We start from the raw sequence: 23,825 nt of genomic DNA, 5'->3' as shown, positions 1-23,825 counted from the left end.
GATTTTAATCACTATTAACACGTTGTTTTTGTGAATAATATATGAACATTGCATTTACAAAAGAAAATAAGCTAACTAGAATTCTAGCTAGCTTATTATTTTGTTTGTATAGCTTGTTCAATTACCTTTCTATCTTTCCCATCGCCAAACTCCGTATACCCCCAGATATTCGTTTCACCTCTATATTTATTTACGATAATATCCAAGTCATGATATACACGGTGGGCATACACTACATACTCAATATTTTGAAGTTCCACACCTTTTTTTACAATTTCATAGCTTCTATTTACATCGCGTTTTATTTTTTCATTCTTTATTTCCGTATGTATATTTTTTAAAGATGGTTCTTGTTGTTGAAACCATTGCTTAAATTGCTTCCAATCCCCGTCTGTATAATTCTCTGCTTTACCGTAATTTAAGAAATTATTATAGCTTTCATGTGTCATTCGAATAAAATCTAGCACGTTTGTCTCTTCTTGCACATCTTCTACTTGAGCTATTGTATTTACCTCAGCAGGCTTATTCGCATAATGTAACAGCACTTTCATAAGACTATAACTCGCAATGATCATTACGATAATAATCCCGAATACACTTAACAATTTCTTCATATACAGAACTCCTTCTCTACTAAAGATATTACAATGTATGACTATACTTGTAACATTCTCTCGTAGAAATATAATTCCTGTATTAATTCTTCCTATCATTTCGACAATATATTTCTACACATTTCGTCTTGGCAAATGCTCCTGTAAAACAATATAACCTTCATAAGCTGTATAACCAAGTATAGCTATTAATCCGATATAACAAGCAAATACTGTCCATTTCGTTTTCGTATCCACTTTATAATAGTTTTCTTGTTGTTCCTTTTCTGTTTTCCATTCATTTAATTTTCTTTCTGACGCTTCAAATACTTCTCTTATGTGAATAGTATACTCATCTTTTTCATCTTCATATGGAACATAATCTAACGGTTCAAACTTCGGTAAAAGATACTCTAACACTTCCATTTTTTGAAGTTCACCTATTTGTAACTCTTTTTCCCGTTCTCTTTGTCTTAATGCATTCATCTCATGATGCATCATGTATATAGTCCGATGTACAGCTCCAGTTTCTTTTAATTCCTCTTCAAGCCTAGCAACATATTCTTTCATTCCATCAATTTTATGCCCTAATTCCTTAATCGGCTCATCTCTCTTTATCACTCTGTATAATTCCATACAACCGATAATAACAATAAATCCTCCCAAAATACTTTTAAAGTAAATTGAATAGCCAAGTAATAAAATAAGGCCTGCTCCCCAAATTTTAGTACTGACAACTGAAATAATTCGCCCACCATCTAGCGGCGAAACAGGAATTAAATTAAAGAAATTAATCATACTTCCAAGCAAAATAACAAGCGCCCAAAACGGCTCTTGCGTCATTATATAAAGTGGAATCGCGGGTAAAAATGAAAGAAGTCCGAAAAGCGGCCCCATATAGGCGATGTAAGCTTCATCTTTCGCATTTTTCGGCATCTCTTTCATTCCAATAAGGGCCCCCATAAACGGAATAAAGATTGCTGGCGATGTTGGGATCCCCTTTCTTTTCGCAGCCCATAAATGGCCCATTTCATGAACAAACAACAAATAAATGAGCGCCACTCCAAATTTCCAACCATATAGAACTGCGTATGCGCCAAGCGATAGAAACATACTAAATACCGTTGAAAACTTTGCTAATTTAAAAATTGCAAATACCCACTTTAACTTAGACAGTAAAAATAGACCTATCGCAACAATAATTCCCCATAATCCTTTTTTATTATTTTTCATATTCCTCTCCTTTATCTCTCATTAATGAATCCTATTCATTCATCAAAGCTTGTTCTTTTCTCTATTATGACATATTTTTTTCTATTGTTAGAAATAATGTTTATTTAATCCATTTTTAGCCAAAAATATAAATAAAGGAGGTATATACGAATGAATTTACAATCTCTCATAATAAGTGTTTTATCATTTTTAGCTTCAACTCTTATTTTTTATACAGTGAGCTATGTATTATTATTAGATTGGTTGCCAAATCACTTACTTATCACTCTTATCATTCTTTCCGCTCTTATGATTTCATTTCTTATTACACGAAAATCAATGAATGAGCCATCTGCAAAAGCAAAATAATAGAGAGGGTGTTCTTCTCCCCTCTCTATTATCATTTCCTAGGAAAGGCTATATAGAATTTCAATTCAGTTACAGCCAATAAGGATCTTATCTCAAAATTCAGTTGGAACAAAGAAGTTAAGCGGGAATCAACGCCGAATTGGCAAAGACTATTAATCAACGAAAAATGAGCATCCTCTGCCGATTAAAGTCTCACTTTATCTTTGAAAATTCATTTTTTCACCATACTCTTTAACGATTTGAATTATATTTTGAAACACGCCTATTTTTTCTTTTTCACTGTTTAATATTTTCAAATCATACTTTTCGTAATATGTTTCTAATGATTTTAATTGTGATTCTGAAGCACCTTTTATCGGAACAGTAGCCTTCAATTCATATTGCTTATACCCTTCCTTTACTTTTTCACCTAAAATCATTTCACTCTCTTTTGCTCCAATTAATTTTTGAACTTTTTCTGGGAAAGTGAGTTGCAAATAATACTCTCGTTCCTTCACTAACTTGTTGTATAGTGATTGTGAAATCGTATACCGTACCATATAATTCACGTTTTGATCGCCCGCTTTAATATGAAACGTAGTAATCTGCAAATCTTTTTTTGTTACTTCCGTTAAAGGACCTACCTGCATCTCATCTTCTTTTTGTTCTGAAACATTTGGAAATATAGCCAAAAGCTTTTCCGTATCTTTTTCATTCAACATATACATAGCTTTCTTATATTGCACCCATCCTCGTCTATCTTCTCCCCTTAACCATGCATAATAAGTTTCTTTTTTCCCATCTCTACTAATTTGTATTTCATATTCAGGTTCACCGAAGCTTCCGGTTATTTCTTGTTTCTCAGCTTTATCCAAAATGTCTATTACTAACTTCGCTTCTGATTCCTGCAACTTTTTCTCTTTATGTTTTTTTTGTATAACGGTTACCTCTATTGTTTCTTTCACTTCATTCACCGTCTCTTCTACTTTTTTTGTTTCTTTTTTTTGCTCAGCTTGACCACAAGCTGCTAATAACATAACAAATAACAACAATACATATTTCCCTTTCAAATTAATCCTCCTTTTACGATAAGAAATTCTTATAACCTTCATACATAAAACAAAAACGTGACATCCTATTAAATAAGTTATACTAATCATTGAAAGGAGGTCTTTATCATGTCCATTAATTTTCATGATCCAAATAATAAATACACATACGCAACAAGAAACGCTCATATTTCTTGGGCTGAAATGGTAAAAAACATTACAGACATACAAAACAAGCAAATAATTGATATTGGCTGCGGTGGCGGGATTTATACGAAAGAACTTGCTCTTATGGGAGCCAAAAATGTTGTGGGACTTGATTTTTCAAAAGAAATATTACAAGCTGCAAAAGAAAATTGCGGCAACATTCCAAATATTTCTTTCATCCACGGTGATGCACATAATATCCCATACCCTAATGAAACATTCGACATAGTTATTTCTCGTGCAGTTATTCATCATTTACAAGACATTCCTACATTTTTATGTGAAGCTTCTCGTATATTAAATAAAAACGGTGTACTTATTTTACAAGATCGAACGATTGAAGATTGTACAGTTCCAGGAAGTCCCGAACACATTCGTGGATATTTTTTCTCTATATTTCCAAAACTCATTGAAATAGAGTCAAAAAGACGCCCAAAAACCAACACGATACAGAAAGAATTACAAAAACATTCTCTTCACGTGCTTCCCACACAAACACAATGGGAAGTACGAAAAATACATGATTCTGTAGAAGCATTGCTACAAGATTTATCTCCTCGAACAGGTCGATCCATTCTATATGAGTTAACAGATGATGAACTTTCTCAACTTCTACAACATATACAGACCGCATTACAAAACGTCTCTCCTATTATTGAAAGAGATCGATGGACAATTTGGAGCGCCATGAAGTTGTAAGGAAGGAAGCCTCACAAAATAATGTGAGGCTTCCTTTCTTTCATAATCTAATTTTGCAACACTCTTGATATCCTCCACTTCTGGCCTGTGCACTTCCACACTTCGGACATACTAAATATCTAGACTGATTTGTCAACAAACTACCTTTTTGAAAGAGTAAAACTTCTGCTTGTTTAAACGAACGCGAATAATATAACCACATAAAACCAATTATAGCAATAATGCCAAATAATACTCCCATCGCAAGCATTTCAGTCACCTCTTTTGGTTTGTTCTTTCCAGCAAGTGGATTGTTGTAATATTCTCTGTAAATTCAAATAATCCCTTCTTTACTCCTATAAATATCAACTTTCTCTATAAATTTTACAATTCTCCACAAATTTTTACTCCCATTTTACAATTCATTATTCCTTTTGCAACAACGAATATTACTTTCGATATTTCCGTATATAAATATATCTTTCAAAAAAACATATTGACTTTCTAAAAAAAACATGCAACAATACTGTCAGAATACTTGAATAAAAATTCATTGACGAGAACGAGTACGTTATAGAACTGTTCCCCAGAGAGTTGGCGATTTGCTGAAAGCCAACGTTCAGTGCGTAACCGAAAATCATCTCCGAGAAGTAGAACCGAATGTTACAGTAAGTTCTTACCGGCCGTCCCCCGTTACAAGGAACACGTATCATGTTGTACGTTGCAAAGCCGTATACATATAGATTTATTTCTACATGTGTAAATTAGGGTGGTATCGCGGGTAAATATAACTCGTCCCTTTCTTTAGGGACGAGTTTTTTGTGTTCTTACAAATGAATTTAAAAAAGGAGGAAAAACAATGAACACTGTATCAAAAAAACATATTTTTTTCACGGGTCTTATGCTATTTTCTTTATTTTTTGGGGCAGGTAATTTAATTTTCCCTCCCATGCTTGGCCAAAATGCAGGTGAAAACTTTTGGCCAGCAATGATTGGATTTTTACTAACAGGAGTTGGCTTACCACTACTAACTGTTATCGCAATTTCTCTATCTGGAAATGGGATGCAGCAACTTGCAAGTCATGTTCATCCATTATTCGGAATTTTCTTTACAGTAATTGTATACATTGCTATCGGTCCATCTATGGGCATCCCACGTGTTGCAAATGTCGCTTATGAAATGGGTGTTAGTTCTTTCTTACCAGAAACAATCCGCTCTAGCAGCCTAGTGCTATTTGTATATACAATCATCTTCTTTACTATCGTATTTTGGCTGAGTTTGAATCCATCTAAACTTGTTGATCGTATTGGAAATGTATTAACACCTATTTTATTACTCTCTATTTTCTTATTGTTTGTTAAAAGTGTATTTACACCACTTGGGCAATCAGGACCAGCAATGCAAGAGTATCAAACTTCTCCAATCTTCAAAGGCTTTATGGAAGGCTACTTAACAATGGACACTATTTCAGCACTTGCATTCGGAATTATCGTTGTAAATGCAATTCGTTCTAAAGGTGTGAATGATCGTAAGTCCATTGCCATCGCCACAGCAAAAGCAGGGCTTATTGCCGCTACAGGACTCGTACTTGTATATGGTGCACTAGGCTGGCTTGGGGCAACTAGTGTCTCTCTCGGATATGCAAAAAATGGCGGACAGCTACTTACTGTTATCGTACAACAATTATTCGGTCCGTACGGTTTGCTCCTATTATCTCTTATCGTTACACTCGCTTGTTTAACGACATGCGTTGGACTCGTATCTGCGTGCAGCCAATATTTTTCAACATTATTGACTACATTTTCATACAAAACATTCGCGAGTATCATTTGCGCATTAGGATTATTAGTTGCCAACTTAGGTTTAACAAAAATTATCGCAATCTCTGTTCCAATTCTACTTGTTGTGTATCCAATTGCGATTGTACTCGTACTACTATCATTACTTCATAAATACTTCGGTGGATATCGCTCTGTTTATGTAGGTGCTTTAATCGGAGCAGCTGTAGTGAGCGTATTTGATGGATTAAAACAAGGTGGTATTTCAGTTTCATTCATCACACCATATTTTGAATTTATCCCTTTATATAATGAAGGAATCGGTTGGCTAATACCAGCATTAGCAGGAGCTCTTCTTGGCCTTACAATCGCTAAGTTAAGCGGTACGAAAAAAGTTCCATTACTAATCGAATCTAACGAAGTAAAAGCCTCCTAAAAAAACTCCCAAAAGGGAGTTTTTTTACATTTGATAAGCAGTATGATTAAAACTGCTTATTTTATAAGCTTTCGTATAATATTCAATATTTGTATCAACTGTTTCTACCTTGACAACATCATAGCGCTCTTCTTGCTTTACTAAAAATAAATAGTATTCCTCTGTTGCCTCAATAATCGCAATTTTATCTGTTTCAACATTATATTGTTCACAAAGTGCTTGTAATGCGTTCACATACTCCCCTAATTTTTTAGACTTATCCATTCCGAATATAGTTTGAACTAACATATACATTCTCCCCTTTATATGTACTGTTAACACCTTAATGATAACGCTTACATTGTTTATCGTCAATAAAAACATTCGATGGTTTTAACGCCAAATCTATATTGTAGCGAGCCAATAATCAGCGAGGAATTCCCCGCCAATTAAAGCTTCACTTTATCACTTCGTTAATTGATGCCTAAATGCATAAATAACTGCCTGAGTACGATCACTTACATTCAATTTATTTAATATGTTACTCACATGTGTCTTTACCGTTTTCAGTGCAATAAATAACTCGTCCGCAATCTCTTGATTACTTTTTCCCTCTGCAATTAATAACAAAATCTCAAACTCTCTTTCCGTTAAGTCATCATGCAAAGGTTGCTCTTTCTTTTGACGCATACGGGACATCATTTTCCCGGTAACTTTCGGCTCTAATACTGTTTCTCCATCATAAGTAGCTCGTACAGCATCAGCAATATCACTTGCTCTTGATGTTTTTAATAAGTAACTGGTCGCACCAGCCTCAATAACAGGGTACAATTTTTCGTCATCTAAAAAGCTTGTTACAACTACAATTTTTGCTTCTGGCCATTCTTGAATAATAGCACGTGTTGCTTCGACACCATCCATCTCATCCATAACAAGGTCCATTAAAATAATATCCGGTCTTAATTGCAATGCTAATTCTGATCCTTTTCGTCCATTCTCAGCTTCCCCTACTACTTCAATATCTGGCTGTGTAGATAAATATGCCGATACACCCATACGAACCATTTCATGATCATCGACAAGCAATACTTTTATCATACTTCTCCCCCTCTCTCAATCATAATCGGTACTTTTACTTCTATTTGTGTACCTTTGGCCGGGAAACTAAGCACCTTGAGTGTCCCACCAATTTCATGAACACGCTCTTGCATCGATCTTAGGCCATATGAACCTGCCTTATTAACGCCTACTTCAAACCCAACGCCGTCATCAATAATTTTTAAAATCGCATATTGATCAATTTTTCGAAGGCGCACTTCTGTTTTCTTTGCCTTTGCGTGTCGCAACGTATTTGATAGCGCTTCTTGCACAATACGGAATAAATGATCTTCTACACCTTTTTTTAATTCTATTGGCTCAATAAGCCATTCAATTTTCATATGTTGTTTTCGCGATAATTCCGTTAATAATTCCTCTATACCTTCTGTCAGTTTCTTACCTTCCAATTGTACAGGACGTAAATGAAGGAGCAATGCTCTCATTTCTGATTGAGCATTTACAACCATATTTTCAACAAGTTGTAATTGTTTTTTTGTCACATCTGGAAATTCAGTTATTTGTTCATTAATCGCTGACATCATCATCGACATTGCGAAAAGCTGCTGACTTACTGAATCATGCAACTCCCTTGCTAAACGATGCCTTTCTTGAGAAATCGCTTCTTGTCTCATCTCTTCATTCCAATGAGCTCGTTCATTCGTTACTTTTTGAAAGAGTCCAGCTTGCTCCTCTAATCGACGAGCCAAAACGATTACTTTTCGTTCCACTTCATGAAATTCATCATCTGCAGTAAACGAAACATCGCTCGGAAAATTCCCTCGCTCTACTTCAAATAGAAACGTATTTAATCCTTGTATACGCTGCTCTATATAGTAACCGATTGCATATCCTACAATTCCCCCGATAAGTAAACTTGTAGTCATAATAAACAAGCCAATTGGAACAGAAGCGATGGATTCCTTCCATAATAAATCATACACTTGTTGCTCGCTTTTCCATACATATACAATTGTACAAATGAGTGCGATACTAACTGAGGACAACATAGAATAACGAATATACATCCACGAAATATTTTTTTGTTTCTTCATTATACTTTCCTCACTTCCGTGTCGCCTACGACAAGCGAAGAAATAATTTTAATACGACGAGGAGCCTCTTTATACTGCTCTGTTCTAAATCTAACATTGCGGTTAAACCCTGTCTCTTCATGACCTGGCAAGAGCACACGTCCGACAATAACAGAATGATTTAAAGAAAGTTCAATATCATATGGCACATATAAACGAATATTACCAACGACACCCCGAATAACAATTATCGTTTCCCCTTCTGGAATCATAGCAGTAGTTAAATCTATTTCCACATCACAAGCACCGTATTGAACATTAATATCCTCAAGTTCATAAATATGATCCATCATTCGTACATTGCCTACAAACATATTTTTCAAATATGGTTCTGTACGATATATTTGCTTCTCTTCGTCTATAATCCCTTTTTCTTTAATTTCAACCTTCATTGCTTTTTGCTGATGCCCTTGTTGAATCAATTGATAACCAATTAAAGCTAAACAAGCAAATACGACAAGAACAAATGCTGCTGATGAAAATAAGAAGAATAAAAATACGATACCACCAACAAATAAAAATACATTTCCCCGTACATAACGATTCTTTTTACGATAATGCCTTCCAAACATAAGCATAATAAATGCAAAAATGAGACCACCTGGTTCAAAATGTCCAAGTATCATATCAAGAAAAAGACCGAATCCAAATATGATGAGGAGCATCCCCATTAATTGTGTCTTTGAAAAATGTTTCTTCATTTCAGCTCCCCCCTTCTTGTCACATATACATAGAAGAAAAGGCATTGCTTTCCAACACCTTTTCTCCTATCACTATATCATAAGCCTGTTTTATAATATACTACTATTATTTTGTTAACTCTTTTGTTAACGATACATCATTCTTTTCTTTCATTTCACGCTCAAGTTTTGCAATTTTCATATCAAATGTGTCACGCTCATGCTCTTCATTCATACGAGTTTCTAAGTCACGAATGTGATCTTCAATTTCTTCAAATCGTAAGAACGGATTATTTTCATCCATTTTATGCATCGCAGTATTCATACGACGATTTGCATGTGCCATATTTTCACGTGCCATTAGTTCCATACGCTTTGCGTGCATTTCTTTTAATTTATTTTTCATTTCAGAAAGACGACGCTCTAACTCATCAATTTGCTCTACAACACCTGCATACATTTCTTCTAATCGAGTTACTTGCCCTTCATAATAAGCTACCTCTTCTAACGCACGTTCGTGCAATTGTAATTCGCCTGCTTCTTGAGCAATGATAGCTTGCTTTGATCTTTTGTTAACGAAATAACGTGCTTGCTCAAGCTCACGAGCAAAGTTAGATTTTAATGTTTTATGACGTTCAATTAACTTCTCAATTTTTGTTATTTCACGCTCACTATCACGTAAATATTGGTTTAACATCGCAATTGGATTTTTTCTTTCCTTCTCATCTAACACGTTATGAAAATCAGCTAAAATTGCATCGCGTACACGTCCGAATAAAGATTGTTTCATTATAAATCTTCCTCTCTTCTACTTTATTTATAATTTGATTTATTGTTTTAGTTTTTCATTAATTTGTTCCACTCATCTTCAAAGTTGCTATATGGTTTAGAACTTTCTGGAGCAGATTCAACAACTACATCTTTTTCTTTTTTCCACTCACGGTATCCGTAGTATAAAACCACTAAAGCAGCGATACCGATTAATGCTGGTGAATGAGAAAGCGCAATGGATAAACCGATTAAACCAACAATACCCCAAGCTAACTTTCCAAAAAATGACTTAGCTCGCACAAATGATTTATAGCTCCAATATACAACTCCTGCTCCGATTGCGAATCCTACAATACCAGCAAGACTACCAAGAGCAATTAAAGCCAAAATACCGGCTGCGATAAACGCTAGAAATTGTTTCATCTTGTGCTTGCCTCCCTTCGATTTGATACTCTTATCTTAACTATTTTTTCATCTTTCCATAACGAGCTTAAGAACCGTTTTTAACTCAGACTTAAGACCGAGTCATATTCAGCCCTTTACGCAAAAAAACGTGCAGAGTTTATTCTCTGCACGTTTTTTTAATTACTAACATTCATATTAAATTAAGCTGTTTTATGATACTCTTTTTTCTCAGCTACTTTCGAAAATCTTGGAAATCCAATTAAAATAGAAACAATCCCACATACTCCAACTAAGATTGGATAAAATGCATATGGCAACAATTCAACCGGAGATAACGCTGCAAATCCTGCTGCCGTTAACATTTGGGCACCGTACGGAATTAATCCTTGTACACAACATGAGAAAAGATCTAATACACTCGCTGATTTACGAGGGTCTATTTCATATTGATCTGCAATATTTTTTGCAAGCGGGCCTGTAAAGATAATCGAAATCGTATTATTCGCTGTACACATATTCGTCATACTTACTAAACCAGCAATACCAAATTCCGCACCTTTTTTCGAACGAATATTACGTGTTAATACATTCATTAAATATTGAATACCACCATTATATTGGATTAATTCAACCATACCGCCAATTAATATAGCAAGTAATACTAACTCCATCATACCGCCCATTCCAGTCGTTACACTTTTAAAGAAACTTTCTAACGTGTAACTTCCATCTATAAGACCGATAAAACCAGATAATACAGTTCCACCAGTTAATACAATAAGTACATTCCAGCCAAGTAGCGCTGTAATAAGTACTCCTGCGTACGGTAAAATCTTTATCCAATCAAAGCTATGTGCTTTAATTTGCGTGTCACTTCCTGAAGTAACTATTACTAATAGTACAATTGTAATAATAGCCGCTGGTAACACAATTAAAAAATTCGTTTTAAACTTATCTTTCATTTCTGTTCCTTGTGAACGAACAGCTGCGATTGTTGTATCTGAAATAAATGATAAATTATCACCAAACATCGCTCCCCCAACAACAGTAGCCATTGCAAGCGCAATTGAGATATCAGTTTGACCACTAATACCTACAGCAATCGGCGCTAATGCTGCAATTGTTCCCATTGAAGTTCCCATTGCTAATGAAATAAATGCACCAATAACAAAGATTCCAGCTACGATAAATCCTGGCGGTAAAATAGTTAACGCTAAATTAACAGTTGAGTCTACTCCGCCCATTCCTTTAGCCGTTTCAGAAAATGCACCTGCAAGCACAAAAATTAATACCATAATCATAATATCCGGATTTCCTGCACCTTTAGCGAACCGCTCGACTTTCACATTAAAACTTTCTTTACGATTCATCACTAAAGCGATTCCTACAGCAATTGAAATTGCTACAAGTATCGGCAATTTATAGAAATCACCTGTAATAATTCCAGAACCAATGAATAGCGCCAAAAATATCCCAAGTGGTAATAAAGCTAAACCATTTCCTCTCGTTTCTTTCAAAGTACCATCTCTCCCTAGTTTCAACCTTTTTCTAATGAATAACAAAAGACCTCTTCCGATGAGAAGAGGTCTTATACATCTATAAGAAACGCTCTTCTCATCTTTCAAGCACATGCTTGCTGGATTTGGCACAGCACTCTGAAATCGAGTCCGCTGCCGAGGCATCGTAGGGCCAGTCCCTCCGCCTCTCTTTATAAGAAGGTTTCATATTTATTTTTTAATAATAATTTCTTCCCTAACTTTACTCGCTTACAAAACAAAAGTCAATTATTTTTTGTATAGATTTTTTTGGTAATTATACAAAAATTTGAATACAATAATCATTTTAACTTTTCGATTTCTTCTTCCAATATTGAAATCCAATAAAATTCACTATTTTTTATTGCTTCTAATATCCATTTCGTAGTGTACCAAGCTAACTCATACTCTTCCTTCGTGACATCGCCACTTTTATAAGCATCCTCTAGCTCCTCTTCATCTAATACATACACCTTACCGCTAGGTAATAATACTACATCTAAATATAAATCATCAAAATACGGTAAACCACGATCGTCTATTTCATATTCTTTCGTCACATCAATATAATATTGCACTAAATTGTGCCTATCATCTAACATAGCTGTAATCGCAAAGTTCTTTCCATTAATGAAATATTGAACCCACATATACCCATCACTTGCAATACAAATTTCTTTACCATCATATTCTTTACAACTAGGCTCTCTCACCTTTTTTATATCCAGTATTCCGAGCATTCCCTCTTCCACTTGCTTAAGCCTATAACTCTTTTCTATTAGTCTTTTCCACGAAGAACCGTCACCATATTTACGTTTCATTATGTATACTCCTCTTCTATATACAGAAAAGCTCCCACATATTATGTGAGAGCTTGTTCATATTATAATTAAGCAGCTTGACCCTTTTCAGAAATCTCTTTTAAATAAGCTTGTCCTTTTTCAGCGTCATATTGACCTTCCCACTTAGACATAACTACAGCTGCTAAAGAGTTTCCTACAACGTTAACTGCTGTACGAGCCATATCTAAAATACGGTCAATACCAGCAATGAACGCTAAACCTTCAGGTGGAATACCTACTGTACCAAGTGTCGCTAATAATACAACGAATGATACGCCCGGTACACCTGCGATACCTTTTGATGTAACCATTAATACAAGTAATAATGTAATTTGTTGTGTAATAGATAAATCAATACCGTACATTTGCGCCAAGAAAATAGCTGCAATTGCTTGATATAAAGTTGATCCATCTAAGTTAAATGAATAACCTGTCGGAATAACGAAAGATGTAATTGCTTTCGGACAACCGAATTTCTCCATTTTCTCCATGATTTTTGGTAAAACTGTTTCTGAGCTTGCTGTAGAATACGCTAAGATCAGCTCGTCTTTTAAAATCTTAAAGAATTGGAAAATGTTAATTCCAAATATTTTCGCTGTAAGTCCTAAGACAACTACGACGAAGAAGATCATTGCTCCATATACGACAATTAGTAATTTCCCTAATGGAATTAATGAAGCAAGACCAAATGTAGAAACTGTAACACCAATTAGTGCAAACACACCAAATGGTGCAAATTTCATAACTTGGTTTGTTACATAAAACATTGCATCAGCTACACCTTGGAAAAATTGAAGAACTGGTCTTCCTCTCTCACCAATTGCTGCTACACCTAAACCAAATAGTACAGAGAAGAAGATAATAGCAAGCATATCTCCGTCAGCCAATGACTTCATAATGTTCGTTGGAACAATATTTACAAACGTATCTGCAAATGAATGACTTTGTACTTGCTCTGTCGTATGTGTATATTTCGAAATATCTGTCTTTGTTAACTGCTCCATATTTACGCCTTTTCCTGGTTGGAAAATATTCGCTATTAATAGACCAACAATAATTGCAATTGTTGTAATAATTTCAAAGTAAAGAATTGTTTTTCCGCCTAGTCGACCTAGTTTTTTAACATCGCCAACACCAGCAACCCCAACAACAATACTTGCTACAACAATCGGTACAACGATCATTTTAATTAATCGGATGAAAATATCACCAATTGGTTGTAAGTACTTCACAACAGCTGGATTATCAAAGAAAATCGCCCCAACCGCAATACCAAGCGCAAGCCCTATTAATATTTGCCATGCAAGTCCTATTCTTTTCATATTTGTTGTAACCCCCTCTTCGATGTGTCACTCTATCTCTCATTCTATCTCTATAAAACTAAGAAATTAAGAGTATTACATATTATTCGACAATTCACTACATTTTGTCCCTGTTAAAAATCATAAATCAAAATTTAAAATCTGACAACAAAATAACTTTCCCCGAATGCAAATAATTTTCTTGACAAAAAATAAACCCATGTTAGAAAACCTCACATGAGAACGATTCCTTACTAGTGTTTTATTAGCTTTCTAAGTACTATTTCACCCCATAAAAACTATTACTTTCCTCCTGTATTTTACAGATAAATCCCAAAATATACCTTTATTACAGCCATAAATAAAATGTAAGTACTATGACAATTAAAGTTGAAAAATGATAAATTCCGACAAAACTTAGCAATTTTATAAAGTTTTCTTTACATTATGATTACAACGATAGACACTCTTCTTCTTATGATATATAACATTCATAGGGAAAGGAGTCAGACAACTATGAAAAAGAAATTTGCAGCGTTTAGTGTTTTAGCAGCAGGAACGATTTTTGCTTCCCCGTTACTTTCACCCGTATACGCTGAAACAAATCAAGATAAATTATCTAACATTCAATCTGAATTAGAAGGCAAACAAAGTGACTTACAAAATAAATCAGTCGAGAAAGAACAAATAGAAAAAGAAATTCAAGAATTACAGAAAAAAATCGATGAATTAACTACTTCTATTAATAAAAACGAGGCTGAATTAAACGATACAAAAAAAGAAATTAGCAAAACACAACAAGTAATTACTGACAAAAAGAAACATATAGAACAATTACAAACAAACATAGATACACGTCAGGAAGTTATTAAACAACGATTACAATCTATGCAAGAAAAACCGCGTACAAATATCATTACAGAAGTATTAACAAACTCTACAAACATTGCTGATCTTGTTGATAATATGTACTCCGTAAGTTTAATATTAAACAACGATACAGATATTGTAAAAAAACAAACATCTGATCAAAATGCTGTAACTACAGAAAAAGAAGCTGTTGAGAAAAAAGAACAACAACTGAAAGAATCTGAGCAAAAACTAGAACAAAAACAACAAGAATTACAAAATAACCAACAGCAGCAACAGACTCTTATTAACGATCTACATACGAAAGTAGCAAAAGTAGATTCAGAGATTGAAGGATTAGAAGAATCCAAAGGCATTTTAGAAAATCAACGTCAAGCTGTGCAAAAAGCAATTGAAGAAGAAAAACGGGCCGAAGAAGCTCGTAAAGCGGAAGAAGCTCGCCAGGCAGAAGAGGCTCGCAAACAACAAGCTACTAAATCTGCTCAAGCAACTCAAGCAGCTCCAACACCACATGATACAAACATCGGTGGCTTTATCAAACCAGCAGCTGGATCAAAAACTTCCGGATTTGGTGTACGTTCTTTAGATAACCATAAAGGAATTGACATCGCCGCTTCGGGAACGGTTCCAATTATCGCTGCTGCAGATGGCGTTGTTATTCGCTCAGAATTATCATCTAGTTACGGAAACGTAGTGTATTTATCTCACCGTATAAACGGAAAAACATATACGACAGTATATGCTCATATGAATAGCCGTTCTGTATCGAATGGACAAACTGTAAAACAAGGCGATCAGCTTGGATTTATGGGGAACACGGGCCAATCATACGGACAACATTTACACTTCGAACTTCATCTTGGAGAATGGAATGTCGGCAAGACAAACGCAGTCGACCCATCTCCTTATATCGGATTATAAAAAACCTCGGTACCTACCGAGGTTTTTTATTTACACTTCACACAATATAGGCATTCTACATAGACTATAACTAAATGCCTATAGTTTACGAGGTGATCAATATGAATACGCAATTACAACAAAAAATAGAAGAAGCTAGAGCGACATTTATCGGCCGGATATTTACATTTGGCGGATCAGTTTTATTTTTAATCGGTTCATTCCTCGCAGTCACCACAGCCTATAAAGCGTATAATCGTCTATTACATTCAACAACATAAAAAAAGACGGGAGATCCCCGCCTTTTTTTATGCAAACATTTTAAATACACCTATCACATTTAAAAATACAATTATTACAGTTATCGGAATGACATAACGAAGTAAGAAGAACCAAATGTTAAATAACGTTTTCCCCTTCGTTTCCGTCACTTCTAATTCTTTCATCAACAACTCTTTACTCATTTTATTTGGTACAAATAATGAAATAGCTAGTACTCCTAACGGCAGCAATACGTTACTTACCGAAAAGTCGACTAAATCAAAGAATGTTTTCCCAAATATTTTCACGTCACTCATAATCCCAAATGATAACGCTGATGGAATACCGACTGCAAAAATAAGAATACCAATTAATAATGATGCTGACGGACGCTTCTTCTCATTACCTTTCGCAACAGATGCTACTACAATTTCAAGCATTGAAATTGCTGATGTTAAAGTCGCAAAGAAGAATAAAATTAAAAACATAATAAAGAAAAATTGACCAAATGGTATTTTTGCAAATACTGCTGGAAGGACGATAAACAGTAATCCCGGTCCTTCAGTCGGTTTAACTCCTAATGCGAAAATCGCTGGGAAAATTGCTAATCCTGCAAGTACTGTAACAAAAACAGTTAAACTTACAATAGATGTTGCCGATTTCGCTAAATGTTCCTCTTTCTTTAAATACGAACTATACGTTACCATTACCGAGGCACCTACAGTTAGCGAGAAGAAAGATTGTCCCATCGCATATAAAATTGTATCTGCTGTAAGCTTTGAAAAATCTGGTTTTAAGAAGAACTCTACTCCAGCAAAAGCACCATCGAGTGTTAACGCACGAACAATAATCGCAATAAATAAAATAAATAATAGCGGCATCATGTACTTACTTGCCTTTTCTATACCTTTCTCTACACCTTTACTTACAACAAAAATCGTACAAAGCATAAAGATAAATTGCGCTCCAATCGCACTTAACGGATTTGAAATCGTTTCACCGAACAATTGTCCATAATCAGCTACTCCATTCCAGAAACTTCCTGTCACACTATAATATAAATAAAGTAAAATCCATCCACCTACAACACTATAAAAAGATAGTACACTAAAACAAGTAACAACTCCCATACGACCAATCCAAGGATATAATTTGCTATTTGGCACTAGTACTTTATAAGCTGTAACCGCCTCTTTTTGCGTGCTACGTCCAATAACAAACTCCGCTATTAGAAGAGGCATACCTATAAATAAAGTTAGCAGTAAAAATACAAGGAAGAATGCGCCTCCCCCGCCATTACCTGCAACATATGGAAATTTCCATATCGCACCAAGACCTACTGCGGCTCCGGCTGCTGCGAGTACAAAGCCTATTTTCGACGTCCATTGCTGTGTTTCTTTCATCATAAATTCTCCTTTTCTGAATATTTAAACTTTTGTTAATTATACACTTTCATTTCATACTCGCACACCTCCTTTAGAAAATAAAAAAGTCCCCTACACGCAAATATGCATGTAGAGGACGATATATGTAATGTAAATACCGTGGTACCACCTCAATTGGATTGATAAATCCCACTTGTTCAAGTACAGGAATAATTCCGATACTCTATCCTTTTAACGGCGGAACCCGGGTTGCCTACTACAATGTTCAACATACCTCTCGCAAGCCCATTCTGTATAATTTATCGTACCGGGCTCCCACCTAACCCCAGCTCTCTGAACGCATCAAATATACGTACTCTTCTTGCTCATCGATTTCATCTATTGAAGTTACTTGTGATTATAAATTATATTTTTATATTTGTAAAGCGCACTTTATCTTTTATTATTTTAAAATCTTTCCCTCTAATTCTCGCAAAAAACTTTCTCTTTCTCTCTCGTTTTGCACATATACTGATTTCAACACTTCTTGGAGTAATATATTTCGTTCTCTCTTTTCTAACTGTAAATCTTTTAACTTCACCCTTACTTCATATAAAAAATCTAAATACGATTCATATGTCTCATCATATTTATTTGCAATCTCATCTCGAATTTTTTTTGCGAGCTTTGGGCTCGCTCCCCCAGTAGAAACTGCTATATTAAGCAAACCACGATGAATCGCTGCTGGAAAGTGAACATTACCACTTTCCGGATTTGTAATAACATTTACTAATTGATTCTCTGCGGCATCTTCAGCAACTTGTTCATTTAATATTGAATCACTACTCGCTGCAACAACTAAAAAAGCATTTTTAATATCACTTTTTTCATATTCTCTTTGATACCAACGAATTTTCTTTTCTTCCACAAGTTTTACTAAATTCGCATCTAATTCTGGACTGATCACAACTATATCCGCACCTTGTTTGAGTAAAGGAATAATTTTAAATCCTGCAACTTTTCCCCCACCAATAACAACAACGCGTTTCTCATTAACTCGCACTGTAAGTGGATACATACTGATCTCCTTTCAATAACTCCGTCGTTTTCTGAATTAACATATCTTGTAACGCTTCATTCTTCCCTAAATATGGACTGATTTTTATCTCTTCCAATGCATATTGGCGCACTTCTTTCTCAATATGTTTCATAAGTAAACCTGTAAATAACAAATAAGGTAGCACAACGATGTTCTCCACTTCCCGTTCTACAACTTCCTTCAATTTCCTCTCAAATTTCGGCTCCGCAGCCGCTAAATAACAAACCTCAACTTTTTTAATTTTCTCCTCAGCTTGAAATAAAGAGGCGATCCATTTTATATCTTGTAATACTTCAGGATCACTACTTCCTCTTGCAACGAGCAGAAGGGTCACTTCAGCCTTCCCTTCCTTTTCAATACCACTTCCGTTATATACTGATTTGATCAGTGTTTCTGATACACCAAACGGATTACCATAAGTCACTTTAACATTCGGATATTGATTCTTGAGCTTTACCAATTCAAATGGAATATCTTTCTTCACATGACCTGCCGCTAATAAAAAAACAGGGATGGCAATAATCTCCGTGGCCCCACGCTTCACACATGTACGAAAACCATCTTCAATAGAAGGATTCGCTAACTCTAAAAAACAAACTTCTTGAATATTCGCTTCTATACGACTCATACACGATGTAATAAATTGAATCGCCTCTTCTTTCGCTGTCTTCAAACGACTTCCATGACATATATATAAGACGGCTTTCATTTTACAACACTCCACTTACTTGATAAGCATTTTCCGTTTGCTTCTCAAACCAATGGATTTTTTCTCTAAAACGGACAACTTCTCCAATTACAATCATGCTCGGATTTTGAATTTGCTCTTTTTTCGCAACATCTACAATTGTTCCTAATGTCCCAACAACTGTACGTTGCATAGACGTCGTCCCCTGCTCAATAATAGCAGCTGGCGTACTTTTATCTTTTCCATGCTTCATAAGTTGCTCACATATGTAGGGCAAATTACTAACCCCCATATATATCGCTAAAGTCTCTACACCTTTCGCTAAACTTTCCCATTTCACTTCTTCTTCAGCACCTTCTTTCCTATGCCCAGTCACAATAGCAAAACTTGCACTTGCATCACGGTGCGTCACTGGAATACCAGCATAAGCAGGTGCAGCTATTCCAGACGAAATACCTGGGACGATTTCAAATGGTACACCTTGCTTTGCTAATGCTTCCGCTTCTTCTCCCCCTCTACCAAATACAAATGGATCGCCGCCCTTAAGCCTCGTTACAACTTTCCCTTTTTTCGCATACTTAATAAGAAATGTATTAATTGTTTCTTGCTTCATCGTGTGATAATTCGGGAGTTTCCCGCAATAAATTAAATCCGCGTCAGGCTTTGCGTGTGAAAGCAGCTCTTTATTCACAAGGCGATCGTATAAAATAACATCTGCCTTCTCAATACATTTCAACCCTTTAACAGTAATTAAATCTGGATCGCCAGGACCCGCTCCAACAATATAAACCTTCCCCATCATCTCTCCTCATTTCTACTATTAAAATGAAACTTCCATTCGTATATAAGAATGGAAGTTTTTATTTTTTCGTATTACTAATCTCTACTCATGAATAACAAATGCTGCACCTTTTCGAATCTTCTTTTTTTCAAACAAAGAAATCTCTTTTACCTCTGGCAACGGTAAAAAATGTTTTTCAAGCTCAATCTCCGCAAGCTTAAATGCCTGTTCTTCACTTTGAGCAACAACAACAATCGGAACAATATCACTCACTAATACAGCTTCAAATCGATATAAATCCATATTGTCCCCCCTAAGACGCTATGACTTCTTCTAACACATTATTTAACGCTATTTGTAATGTGTCTACACCAACACGACCTACAAAATCATAAAATGTTTCGGCTGGTAATTTATTCTCTTTGAAATAACTTATAAATGATGCAAGTACATCAGGTAAATCCTCGCCATCTATTTTTCCTTTTAACTTTTGATTGTAGGCACCGCCATCTAACAACGTTCCACCTACATATATCTCAAATGCTTCAACAATTCCCTTTTCCTTCGTTTTCATTTTCACCCCTTGTAACCCAATGTCAGCAATTTGACGTTGACCACATGAATTCGGGCAGCCTACCATATGAATTCGAACTGGAACATCGAGTGCAATTTGTGTATCTAAGTATTCTGCAATTTTTCGTAATCTTTCTTTCGTTTCTACTAGTGCAAGATTACAATATTCAATACCGGTACATGAAACCGCATGACCAATAAATGATTTTGGGCTTGCAGATATCGCTTCAAACAACGGTTCACTAAGTAATCCTTTTACATTTTCCGGAGGAACGTTCGGAATAATGAAATTTTGTGAATTACATGTACGAATTTGTCCATTTCCATATTGCTTTGCGATTCTTGCAATCTCAAACATTTCTTCTGCATGTAAACGACCTACCGGTACATTAAAACCTACATATTTTAATCCCTCTTGTTTTTGGTCTTGAACACCATAAAAATAGCCTGCATTCCATCCTTTGAGTGCACTTTCCCCTTTACTTTGTAAAGGCCCTGTATACTCTATTAGTTTCTCTTTAAATTTCTCTGCTCCCCAGTCCGCAACAAGAAATTTCAAACGAGCTAAATGACGTTTCTCACGATATCCAAAATCACGGAATATAGTAGCAATCGCAATTGCCACTGCCTTCACTTCTTCTGGTAAAACGAACACATCTAATTCATCAGCTAAATATGGACGGGCTGATAATCCTCCGCCTACTTTTATATGAAAACCAACTTTTTTCTCACCATCTATTTCTTTCGTAGCAGGTGTAAATGCAACACAGTTAATCTCTGCGTTTGCTGAGTTATAAATATTAGAACTAATAGACATTTTAAATTTACGTGGCAAATTAGAAAACTCTTCATTATGTTGGAAATAGTCATATACCTCTTTCACAATATGTGTCGTATCAAATAGTTCATTTGCATCAATTCCAGCAAGCGGATTACCTGTAATATTCCGCGTTATATCACCACAAGCCCCCGCTGAAGATAATCCAACTCTTGCTAATCTTTTAAAAATATCTGGTATTTGCTGAATTTCTAACCAGTGAAACTGAATCGCCTGTCTCGTAGTAATATCTATTACATCACGTCCATAATCCTCAGCGATAGAAGCAAGTACTTCTGCCTGCGCATTTGTAATAATCCCTGACGGAATATTTACCCGCATCATAAAATAACCAGCTTCTTTTGGACGTTGTAAATACAATCCCGCCCATTTAAAAGCATCCCACTCTTCTTTCGGAATAGATTCAAATCCATTTTCCGCATAGTAAGGAATATCATTAAAAATTTCTAAGCCATCTTTTTCTAATTTATTTTTCTCCGTTTGATTTAGTTTTTCATTGTTAGCCCATACTTTTTCATAACTCATTTTTAAATCCCCCTATATAAAGTGAAACTTTAATCAGTAGAGTTTTGTTCATCCCACGCTGATTATTAGCCTTAACCAATCGGGTATTTACGGGCAGCCCGACCCCCACCTAACTTCCTTGCCCCAATCGAACTTTGAGGTAGGAATTTTACTTCCCGGCAAATAGCGGGATAAAACTACGCTCTTGTAAGTACTTCACGATTTGTTCTGCACATTCTTCAATAGAATATTTGTGCGTTTCTACAATTAATTCTGCTTGCTCTGGCTCTTCATAAGGCGAATCAATACCTGTGAAATCCTTAATATCACCTTTTCTTGCCTTTTTATAAAGCCCTTTCGGATCACGTTTCTCACACTCTTCAATCGGACACTTCACAAAAATTTCAATAAATTCATCTGCCGCTAATAAATCTCTTACTTGTTTGCGGTCTACTCGAAATGGTGAAATAAATGCTGTAAGGACAACCGTTCCTTGATCTACAAATAACTTTGCCACTTCGCCAATACGTCTTATATTTTCCATGCGATCACTTTCAGAAAATCCTAAGTCTTTATTTAAACCGTGGCGAATGTTATCCCCATCCAGCACATAATTTCCAATATTCTTTTCAAACAGTTTACGAGCGACCGCATTCGCTACTGTAGATTTACCCGAAGCTGATAAACCAGTAAACCAAATTACAAAACTGTGATGTCCATTCTTCACTCTTCTCTCATCTTTTGAAACCGAAGCTGTATGCCAAGTAATATTCGTATCCATCTCGTTCTCTCCCTATTCTGTTACTACTTCTTTTTTTAAACCTTTAATTAGCACTTCTACTACTTCTTTACGACTAAATGTACTTGGCGGAATCTCACCGTTTCTTAATAATTCTCTTACTTTCGTACCTGATAAAATAACATGATCTTCTTTTCCGTGCGGACATGTTTTCGTTGAAGCCATCGCTTCACATTTCGTGCAGTAAAAACTATGTTCAAAGAATAGTGGTGTAATGCCTAACTCTTCTATCGTAAAATTCGTGAAGATTTCTTGCGCTTCGTATGTTCCGTAATAATCTCCTACTCCGGCATGATCACGTCCTACAATAAAGTGGGTACATCCAAAATTCTTTCTTACTAACGCATGAAATATCGCTTCTCTTGGTCCTGCGTAACGCATTGCAGCAGGAAATACACTTAAAAAGACACGATTTTTCGGATAATAGTTTTGAAGGAGTACTTCATAGCTTTCCATTCTTACATCAGCAGGAATATCGTCCGATTTCGTTTCTCCAACGAGTGGATTTAAAAAGAGACCATCTACAATTTCAAGAGCAGATTTTTGAATATACTCATGGGCACGATGTACCGGGTTTCTCGTTTGAAATCCGACTACTGTTTTCCACCCACGTTTTTTAAATTCTTCTCTCGTTTCAATTGGGTCTAAATGATAAGAAGGAAATTGATTATTTTCAAAGCGTTTTGTTAGAATAATAGTTCCTCCAACGTAAACGTTTGGTCGTTCATATAACTTTTTCACTCCTGGATGAACCTCATCCGTTGTTTTATATACAAGTAACGCTTCTTTTTCTTTATCTGGTACGAAAATATCTTCTATTTGAATAGCACCATATATATTTCCATTGTTGACAAGCTTTACTTCCTCTCCGGTCTTCAGGCTTTCTGCGACTTCTTCTGTTACCGGTAATGTAATTGGTATACTCCACACACTACCATTTGCTAAACGAAGCGTCTCTATGACTGAATCATAATCTTCCTTCCCCAAAAAACCAGTAAGCGGGCTATATCCACCTGTCGCCAATAGTTCTAAATCACTTAAAGCAATGTTGTCTAATTTAATTTCTTTTTCAATTTGTGATACATCATATGTCTCATCTATACGGTTTACTAATTCGTTTACTGTGCTCATTTTCTATATCCCC

General features: G+C 35.5%; 26 protein-coding genes, 1 riboswitch and 2 other annotated features. Of the genes, 5 read left to right on the top strand and 21 right to left on the bottom strand.

The window, feature by feature from the left end; genetic code table 11:
• Positions 1-95 precede the first annotated feature (95 nt).
• Both BM089_RS02825 and BM089_RS02820 read right to left on the bottom strand, forming a co-directional pair.
• Positions 96-614, bottom strand: coding sequence for a hypothetical protein (locus BM089_RS02825; RefSeq protein WP_000735528.1), 519 nt, complete (start codon positions 612-614; stop codon positions 96-98).
• Positions 615-728: 114 nt separating this feature from the next.
• A complete protein-coding gene (locus BM089_RS02820) occupies positions 729-1,826 on the bottom strand; it encodes a site-2 protease family protein (protein WP_000794493.1) in 1,098 nt (365 codons plus the stop codon).
• A 150-nt stretch (positions 1,827-1,976) separates the two neighbouring features.
• On the opposite strand from BM089_RS02820, the gene BM089_RS02815 reads away from it, so the two are divergent.
• The gene (locus BM089_RS02815) at positions 1,977-2,174 is read left to right on the top strand and encodes a hypothetical protein (RefSeq protein WP_001053359.1); all 198 of its coding nucleotides are present in this window, start codon (positions 1,977-1,979) and stop codon (positions 2,172-2,174) included.
• A gap of 197 nt (positions 2,175-2,371) precedes the next feature.
• Here the strand turns inward: BM089_RS02815 and BM089_RS02810 are convergent, their stop codons facing one another.
• Complete coding sequence (locus BM089_RS02810) at positions 2,372-3,223, bottom strand: YhfM domain-containing protein (protein ID WP_000677052.1); 852 nt, start codon at positions 3,221-3,223, stop codon at positions 2,372-2,374.
• A 108-nt stretch (positions 3,224-3,331) separates the two neighbouring features.
• Between BM089_RS02810 and BM089_RS02805 the strand changes: the two genes are divergently transcribed.
• Positions 3,332-4,108, top strand: a complete 777-nt coding sequence (locus BM089_RS02805) for a class I SAM-dependent methyltransferase (protein WP_000026288.1) — start codon at positions 3,332-3,334, stop codon at positions 4,106-4,108.
• Positions 4,109-4,148: 40 nt separating this feature from the next.
• Here BM089_RS02805 and BM089_RS02800 read toward each other — a convergent pair whose 3' ends face one another.
• On the bottom strand, positions 4,149-4,358 hold the full coding sequence (locus BM089_RS02800) for a hypothetical protein (protein WP_000880630.1): 210 nt from the start codon (positions 4,356-4,358) through the stop codon (positions 4,149-4,151).
• Between the two features lie 273 nt (positions 4,359-4,631).
• Positions 4,632-4,890, top strand: a binding site (T-box leader).
• 56 nt (positions 4,891-4,946) lie between these two features.
• On the opposite strand from BM089_RS02800, the gene brnQ reads away from it, so the two are divergent.
• A complete protein-coding gene (gene brnQ / locus BM089_RS02795; protein ID WP_001099141.1) occupies positions 4,947-6,302 on the top strand; it encodes a branched-chain amino acid transport system II carrier protein BrnQ3 in 1,356 nt (451 codons plus the stop codon).
• A gap of 24 nt (positions 6,303-6,326) precedes the next feature.
• On the opposite strand, the gene BM089_RS02790 is transcribed toward brnQ, so the two are convergent.
• The 9 genes from BM089_RS02790 to gltP all read right to left on the bottom strand — a co-directional run bounded on the left by BM089_RS02790 (position 6,327) and on the right by gltP (position 14,025).
• A complete protein-coding gene (locus tag BM089_RS02790; RefSeq protein ID WP_072939635.1) occupies positions 6,327-6,665 on the bottom strand; it encodes a DUF3922 domain-containing protein in 339 nt (112 codons plus the stop codon).
• Positions 6,666-6,746: 81 nt separating this feature from the next.
• The gene (locus BM089_RS02785) at positions 6,747-7,379 is read right to left on the bottom strand and encodes a response regulator (protein WP_000598707.1); all 633 of its coding nucleotides are present in this window, start codon (positions 7,377-7,379) and stop codon (positions 6,747-6,749) included.
• A complete protein-coding gene (locus tag BM089_RS02780; RefSeq protein WP_000744326.1) occupies positions 7,376-8,431 on the bottom strand; it encodes a sensor histidine kinase in 1,056 nt (351 codons plus the stop codon). Before BM089_RS02780 ends, BM089_RS02785 begins: the two co-directional genes overlap by 4 nt.
• Positions 8,431-9,171: a cell wall-active antibiotics response protein LiaF gene (liaF, locus tag BM089_RS02775; protein ID WP_016513098.1), complete on the bottom strand. Its 741-nt coding sequence runs from the start codon at positions 9,169-9,171 to the stop codon at positions 8,431-8,433. The genes BM089_RS02780 and liaF overlap by 1 nt, the downstream gene beginning before the upstream one ends.
• A gap of 106 nt (positions 9,172-9,277) precedes the next feature.
• A complete protein-coding gene (locus BM089_RS02770) occupies positions 9,278-9,940 on the bottom strand; it encodes a PspA/IM30 family protein (protein ID WP_000814127.1) in 663 nt (220 codons plus the stop codon).
• 47 nt (positions 9,941-9,987) lie between these two features.
• Positions 9,988-10,344, bottom strand: a complete 357-nt coding sequence (locus tag BM089_RS02765) for a lmo0954 family membrane protein (protein ID WP_000808640.1) — start codon at positions 10,342-10,344, stop codon at positions 9,988-9,990.
• Positions 10,345-10,526: 182 nt separating this feature from the next.
• The gene (locus BM089_RS02760; protein WP_072939638.1) at positions 10,527-11,843 is read right to left on the bottom strand and encodes a Na+/H+ antiporter NhaC family protein; all 1,317 of its coding nucleotides are present in this window, start codon (positions 11,841-11,843) and stop codon (positions 10,527-10,529) included.
• A 94-nt stretch (positions 11,844-11,937) separates the two neighbouring features.
• Positions 11,938-12,043, bottom strand: a riboswitch (SAM riboswitch).
• A gap of 120 nt (positions 12,044-12,163) precedes the next feature.
• A complete protein-coding gene (locus BM089_RS02755; RefSeq protein WP_000824653.1) occupies positions 12,164-12,682 on the bottom strand; it encodes a ribonuclease FAU-1 family protein in 519 nt (172 codons plus the stop codon).
• 68 nt (positions 12,683-12,750) lie between these two features.
• The gene (gltP, locus tag BM089_RS02750; protein ID WP_000821130.1) at positions 12,751-14,025 is read right to left on the bottom strand and encodes a glutamate/aspartate:proton symporter GltP; all 1,275 of its coding nucleotides are present in this window, start codon (positions 14,023-14,025) and stop codon (positions 12,751-12,753) included.
• A 495-nt stretch (positions 14,026-14,520) separates the two neighbouring features.
• Here gltP and BM089_RS02745 point away from each other — a divergent pair, with 495 nt between their 5' ends.
• Entirely contained in the window at positions 14,521-15,795 is a 1,275-nt protein-coding gene (locus tag BM089_RS02745) for a murein hydrolase activator EnvC family protein (RefSeq protein WP_000726083.1), read from the top strand.
• A 101-nt stretch (positions 15,796-15,896) separates the two neighbouring features.
• Positions 15,897-16,055: a hypothetical protein gene (locus tag BM089_RS30945; protein WP_001095997.1), complete on the top strand. Its 159-nt coding sequence runs from the start codon at positions 15,897-15,899 to the stop codon at positions 16,053-16,055.
• 27 nt (positions 16,056-16,082) lie between these two features.
• Here the strand turns inward: BM089_RS30945 and BM089_RS02740 are convergent, their stop codons facing one another.
• The 8 genes from BM089_RS02740 to sat all read right to left on the bottom strand — a co-directional run bounded on the left by BM089_RS02740 (position 16,083) and on the right by sat (position 23,812).
• Positions 16,083-17,438 carry a sodium-dependent transporter gene (locus BM089_RS02740; protein WP_000665433.1) on the bottom strand — a complete coding sequence of 452 codons (1,356 nt, stop codon included), beginning with the start codon at positions 17,436-17,438 and terminating at the stop codon, positions 16,083-16,085.
• 111 nt (positions 17,439-17,549) lie between these two features.
• Positions 17,550-17,798, bottom strand: a binding site (T-box leader).
• Between the two features lie 64 nt (positions 17,799-17,862).
• A complete protein-coding gene (locus BM089_RS02730) occupies positions 17,863-18,477 on the bottom strand; it encodes an NAD(P)-binding protein (RefSeq protein WP_071714670.1) in 615 nt (204 codons plus the stop codon).
• Positions 18,452-19,207, bottom strand: coding sequence for a sirohydrochlorin chelatase (locus BM089_RS02725; protein ID WP_000648881.1), 756 nt, complete (start codon positions 19,205-19,207; stop codon positions 18,452-18,454). The genes BM089_RS02730 and BM089_RS02725 overlap by 26 nt, the downstream gene beginning before the upstream one ends.
• Position 19,208: 1 nt before the next feature.
• The gene (cobA, locus tag BM089_RS02720) at positions 19,209-19,985 is read right to left on the bottom strand and encodes a uroporphyrinogen-III C-methyltransferase (protein ID WP_000521256.1); all 777 of its coding nucleotides are present in this window, start codon (positions 19,983-19,985) and stop codon (positions 19,209-19,211) included.
• Positions 19,986-20,069: 84 nt separating this feature from the next.
• On the bottom strand, positions 20,070-20,270 hold the full coding sequence (locus BM089_RS02715) for a DUF3906 family protein (protein WP_000366918.1): 201 nt from the start codon (positions 20,268-20,270) through the stop codon (positions 20,070-20,072).
• A 10-nt stretch (positions 20,271-20,280) separates the two neighbouring features.
• On the bottom strand, positions 20,281-21,903 hold the full coding sequence (locus BM089_RS02710; protein WP_000119611.1) for a nitrite/sulfite reductase: 1,623 nt from the start codon (positions 21,901-21,903) through the stop codon (positions 20,281-20,283).
• Between the two features lie 148 nt (positions 21,904-22,051).
• Positions 22,052-22,663 (bottom strand): adenylyl-sulfate kinase, encoded by a 612-nt coding sequence (cysC, locus tag BM089_RS02705; protein WP_029441817.1) that lies wholly within the window; start codon positions 22,661-22,663, stop codon positions 22,052-22,054.
• Positions 22,664-22,675: 12 nt separating this feature from the next.
• On the bottom strand, positions 22,676-23,812 hold the full coding sequence (sat, locus tag BM089_RS02700; protein WP_090975935.1) for a sulfate adenylyltransferase: 1,137 nt from the start codon (positions 23,810-23,812) through the stop codon (positions 22,676-22,678).
• Between the last annotated feature and the right edge of the window lie 13 nt (positions 23,813-23,825).

This window comes from Bacillus sp. 5mfcol3.1 (assembly GCF_900114335.1).
Taxonomy (GTDB): Bacteria; Bacillota; Bacilli; order Bacillales; family Bacillaceae_G; genus Bacillus_A; species Bacillus_A thuringiensis_S.
The sequence above is the reverse complement of the archived record's forward strand: the minus strand, read 5'-3'. Positions and strand labels throughout refer to the sequence as shown.

Coding starts and splice junctions, on each gene's coding strand:
- BM089_RS02765 (WP_000808640.1), bottom strand. CDS start 10,344: ATGAAACAATTTCTAGCGTTTATCGCAGCCGGTATTTTGGCTTTAATT.
- liaF (WP_016513098.1), bottom strand. CDS start 9,171: ATGAAGAAACATTTTTCAAAGACACAATTAATGGGGATGCTCCTCATC.
- cysC (WP_029441817.1), bottom strand. CDS start 22,663: ATGGATACGAATATTACTTGGCATACAGCTTCGGTTTCAAAAGATGAG.
- BM089_RS02770 (WP_000814127.1), bottom strand. CDS start 9,940: ATGAAACAATCTTTATTCGGACGTGTACGCGATGCAATTTTAGCTGAT.
- BM089_RS30945 (WP_001095997.1), top strand. CDS start 15,897: ATGAATACGCAATTACAACAAAAAATAGAAGAAGCTAGAGCGACATTT.
- BM089_RS02740 (WP_000665433.1), bottom strand. CDS start 17,438: ATGAAAGAAACACAGCAATGGACGTCGAAAATAGGCTTTGTACTCGCA.
- BM089_RS02815 (WP_001053359.1), top strand. CDS start 1,977: ATGAATTTACAATCTCTCATAATAAGTGTTTTATCATTTTTAGCTTCA.
- BM089_RS02785 (WP_000598707.1), bottom strand. CDS start 7,379: ATGATAAAAGTATTGCTTGTCGATGATCATGAAATGGTTCGTATGGGT.
- BM089_RS02820 (WP_000794493.1), bottom strand. CDS start 1,826: ATGAAAAATAATAAAAAAGGATTATGGGGAATTATTGTTGCGATAGGT.
- BM089_RS02745 (WP_000726083.1), top strand. CDS start 14,521: ATGAAAAAGAAATTTGCAGCGTTTAGTGTTTTAGCAGCAGGAACGATT.
- sat (WP_090975935.1), bottom strand. CDS start 23,812: ATGAGCACAGTAAACGAATTAGTAAACCGTATAGATGAGACATATGAT.
- BM089_RS02755 (WP_000824653.1), bottom strand. CDS start 12,682: ATGAAACGTAAATATGGTGACGGTTCTTCGTGGAAAAGACTAATAGAA.
- brnQ (WP_001099141.1), top strand. CDS start 4,947: ATGAACACTGTATCAAAAAAACATATTTTTTTCACGGGTCTTATGCTA.
- BM089_RS02715 (WP_000366918.1), bottom strand. CDS start 20,270: ATGGATTTATATCGATTTGAAGCTGTATTAGTGAGTGATATTGTTCCG.
- BM089_RS02800 (WP_000880630.1), bottom strand. CDS start 4,358: ATGCTTGCGATGGGAGTATTATTTGGCATTATTGCTATAATTGGTTTT.
- cobA (WP_000521256.1), bottom strand. CDS start 19,985: ATGGGGAAGGTTTATATTGTTGGAGCGGGTCCTGGCGATCCAGATTTA.
- BM089_RS02725 (WP_000648881.1), bottom strand. CDS start 19,207: ATGAAAGCCGTCTTATATATATGTCATGGAAGTCGTTTGAAGACAGCG.
- BM089_RS02780 (WP_000744326.1), bottom strand. CDS start 8,431: ATGAAGAAACAAAAAAATATTTCGTGGATGTATATTCGTTATTCTATG.
- BM089_RS02710 (WP_000119611.1), bottom strand. CDS start 21,903: ATGAGTTATGAAAAAGTATGGGCTAACAATGAAAAACTAAATCAAACG.
- BM089_RS02825 (WP_000735528.1), bottom strand. CDS start 614: ATGAAGAAATTGTTAAGTGTATTCGGGATTATTATCGTAATGATCATT.
- BM089_RS02730 (WP_071714670.1), bottom strand. CDS start 18,477: ATGTATCCACTTACAGTGCGAGTTAATGAGAAACGCGTTGTTGTTATT.
- gltP (WP_000821130.1), bottom strand. CDS start 14,025: ATGAAAAGAATAGGACTTGCATGGCAAATATTAATAGGGCTTGCGCTT.
- BM089_RS02790 (WP_072939635.1), bottom strand. CDS start 6,665: ATGTTTTTATTGACGATAAACAATGTAAGCGTTATCATTAAGGTGTTA.
- BM089_RS02805 (WP_000026288.1), top strand. CDS start 3,332: ATGTCCATTAATTTTCATGATCCAAATAATAAATACACATACGCAACA.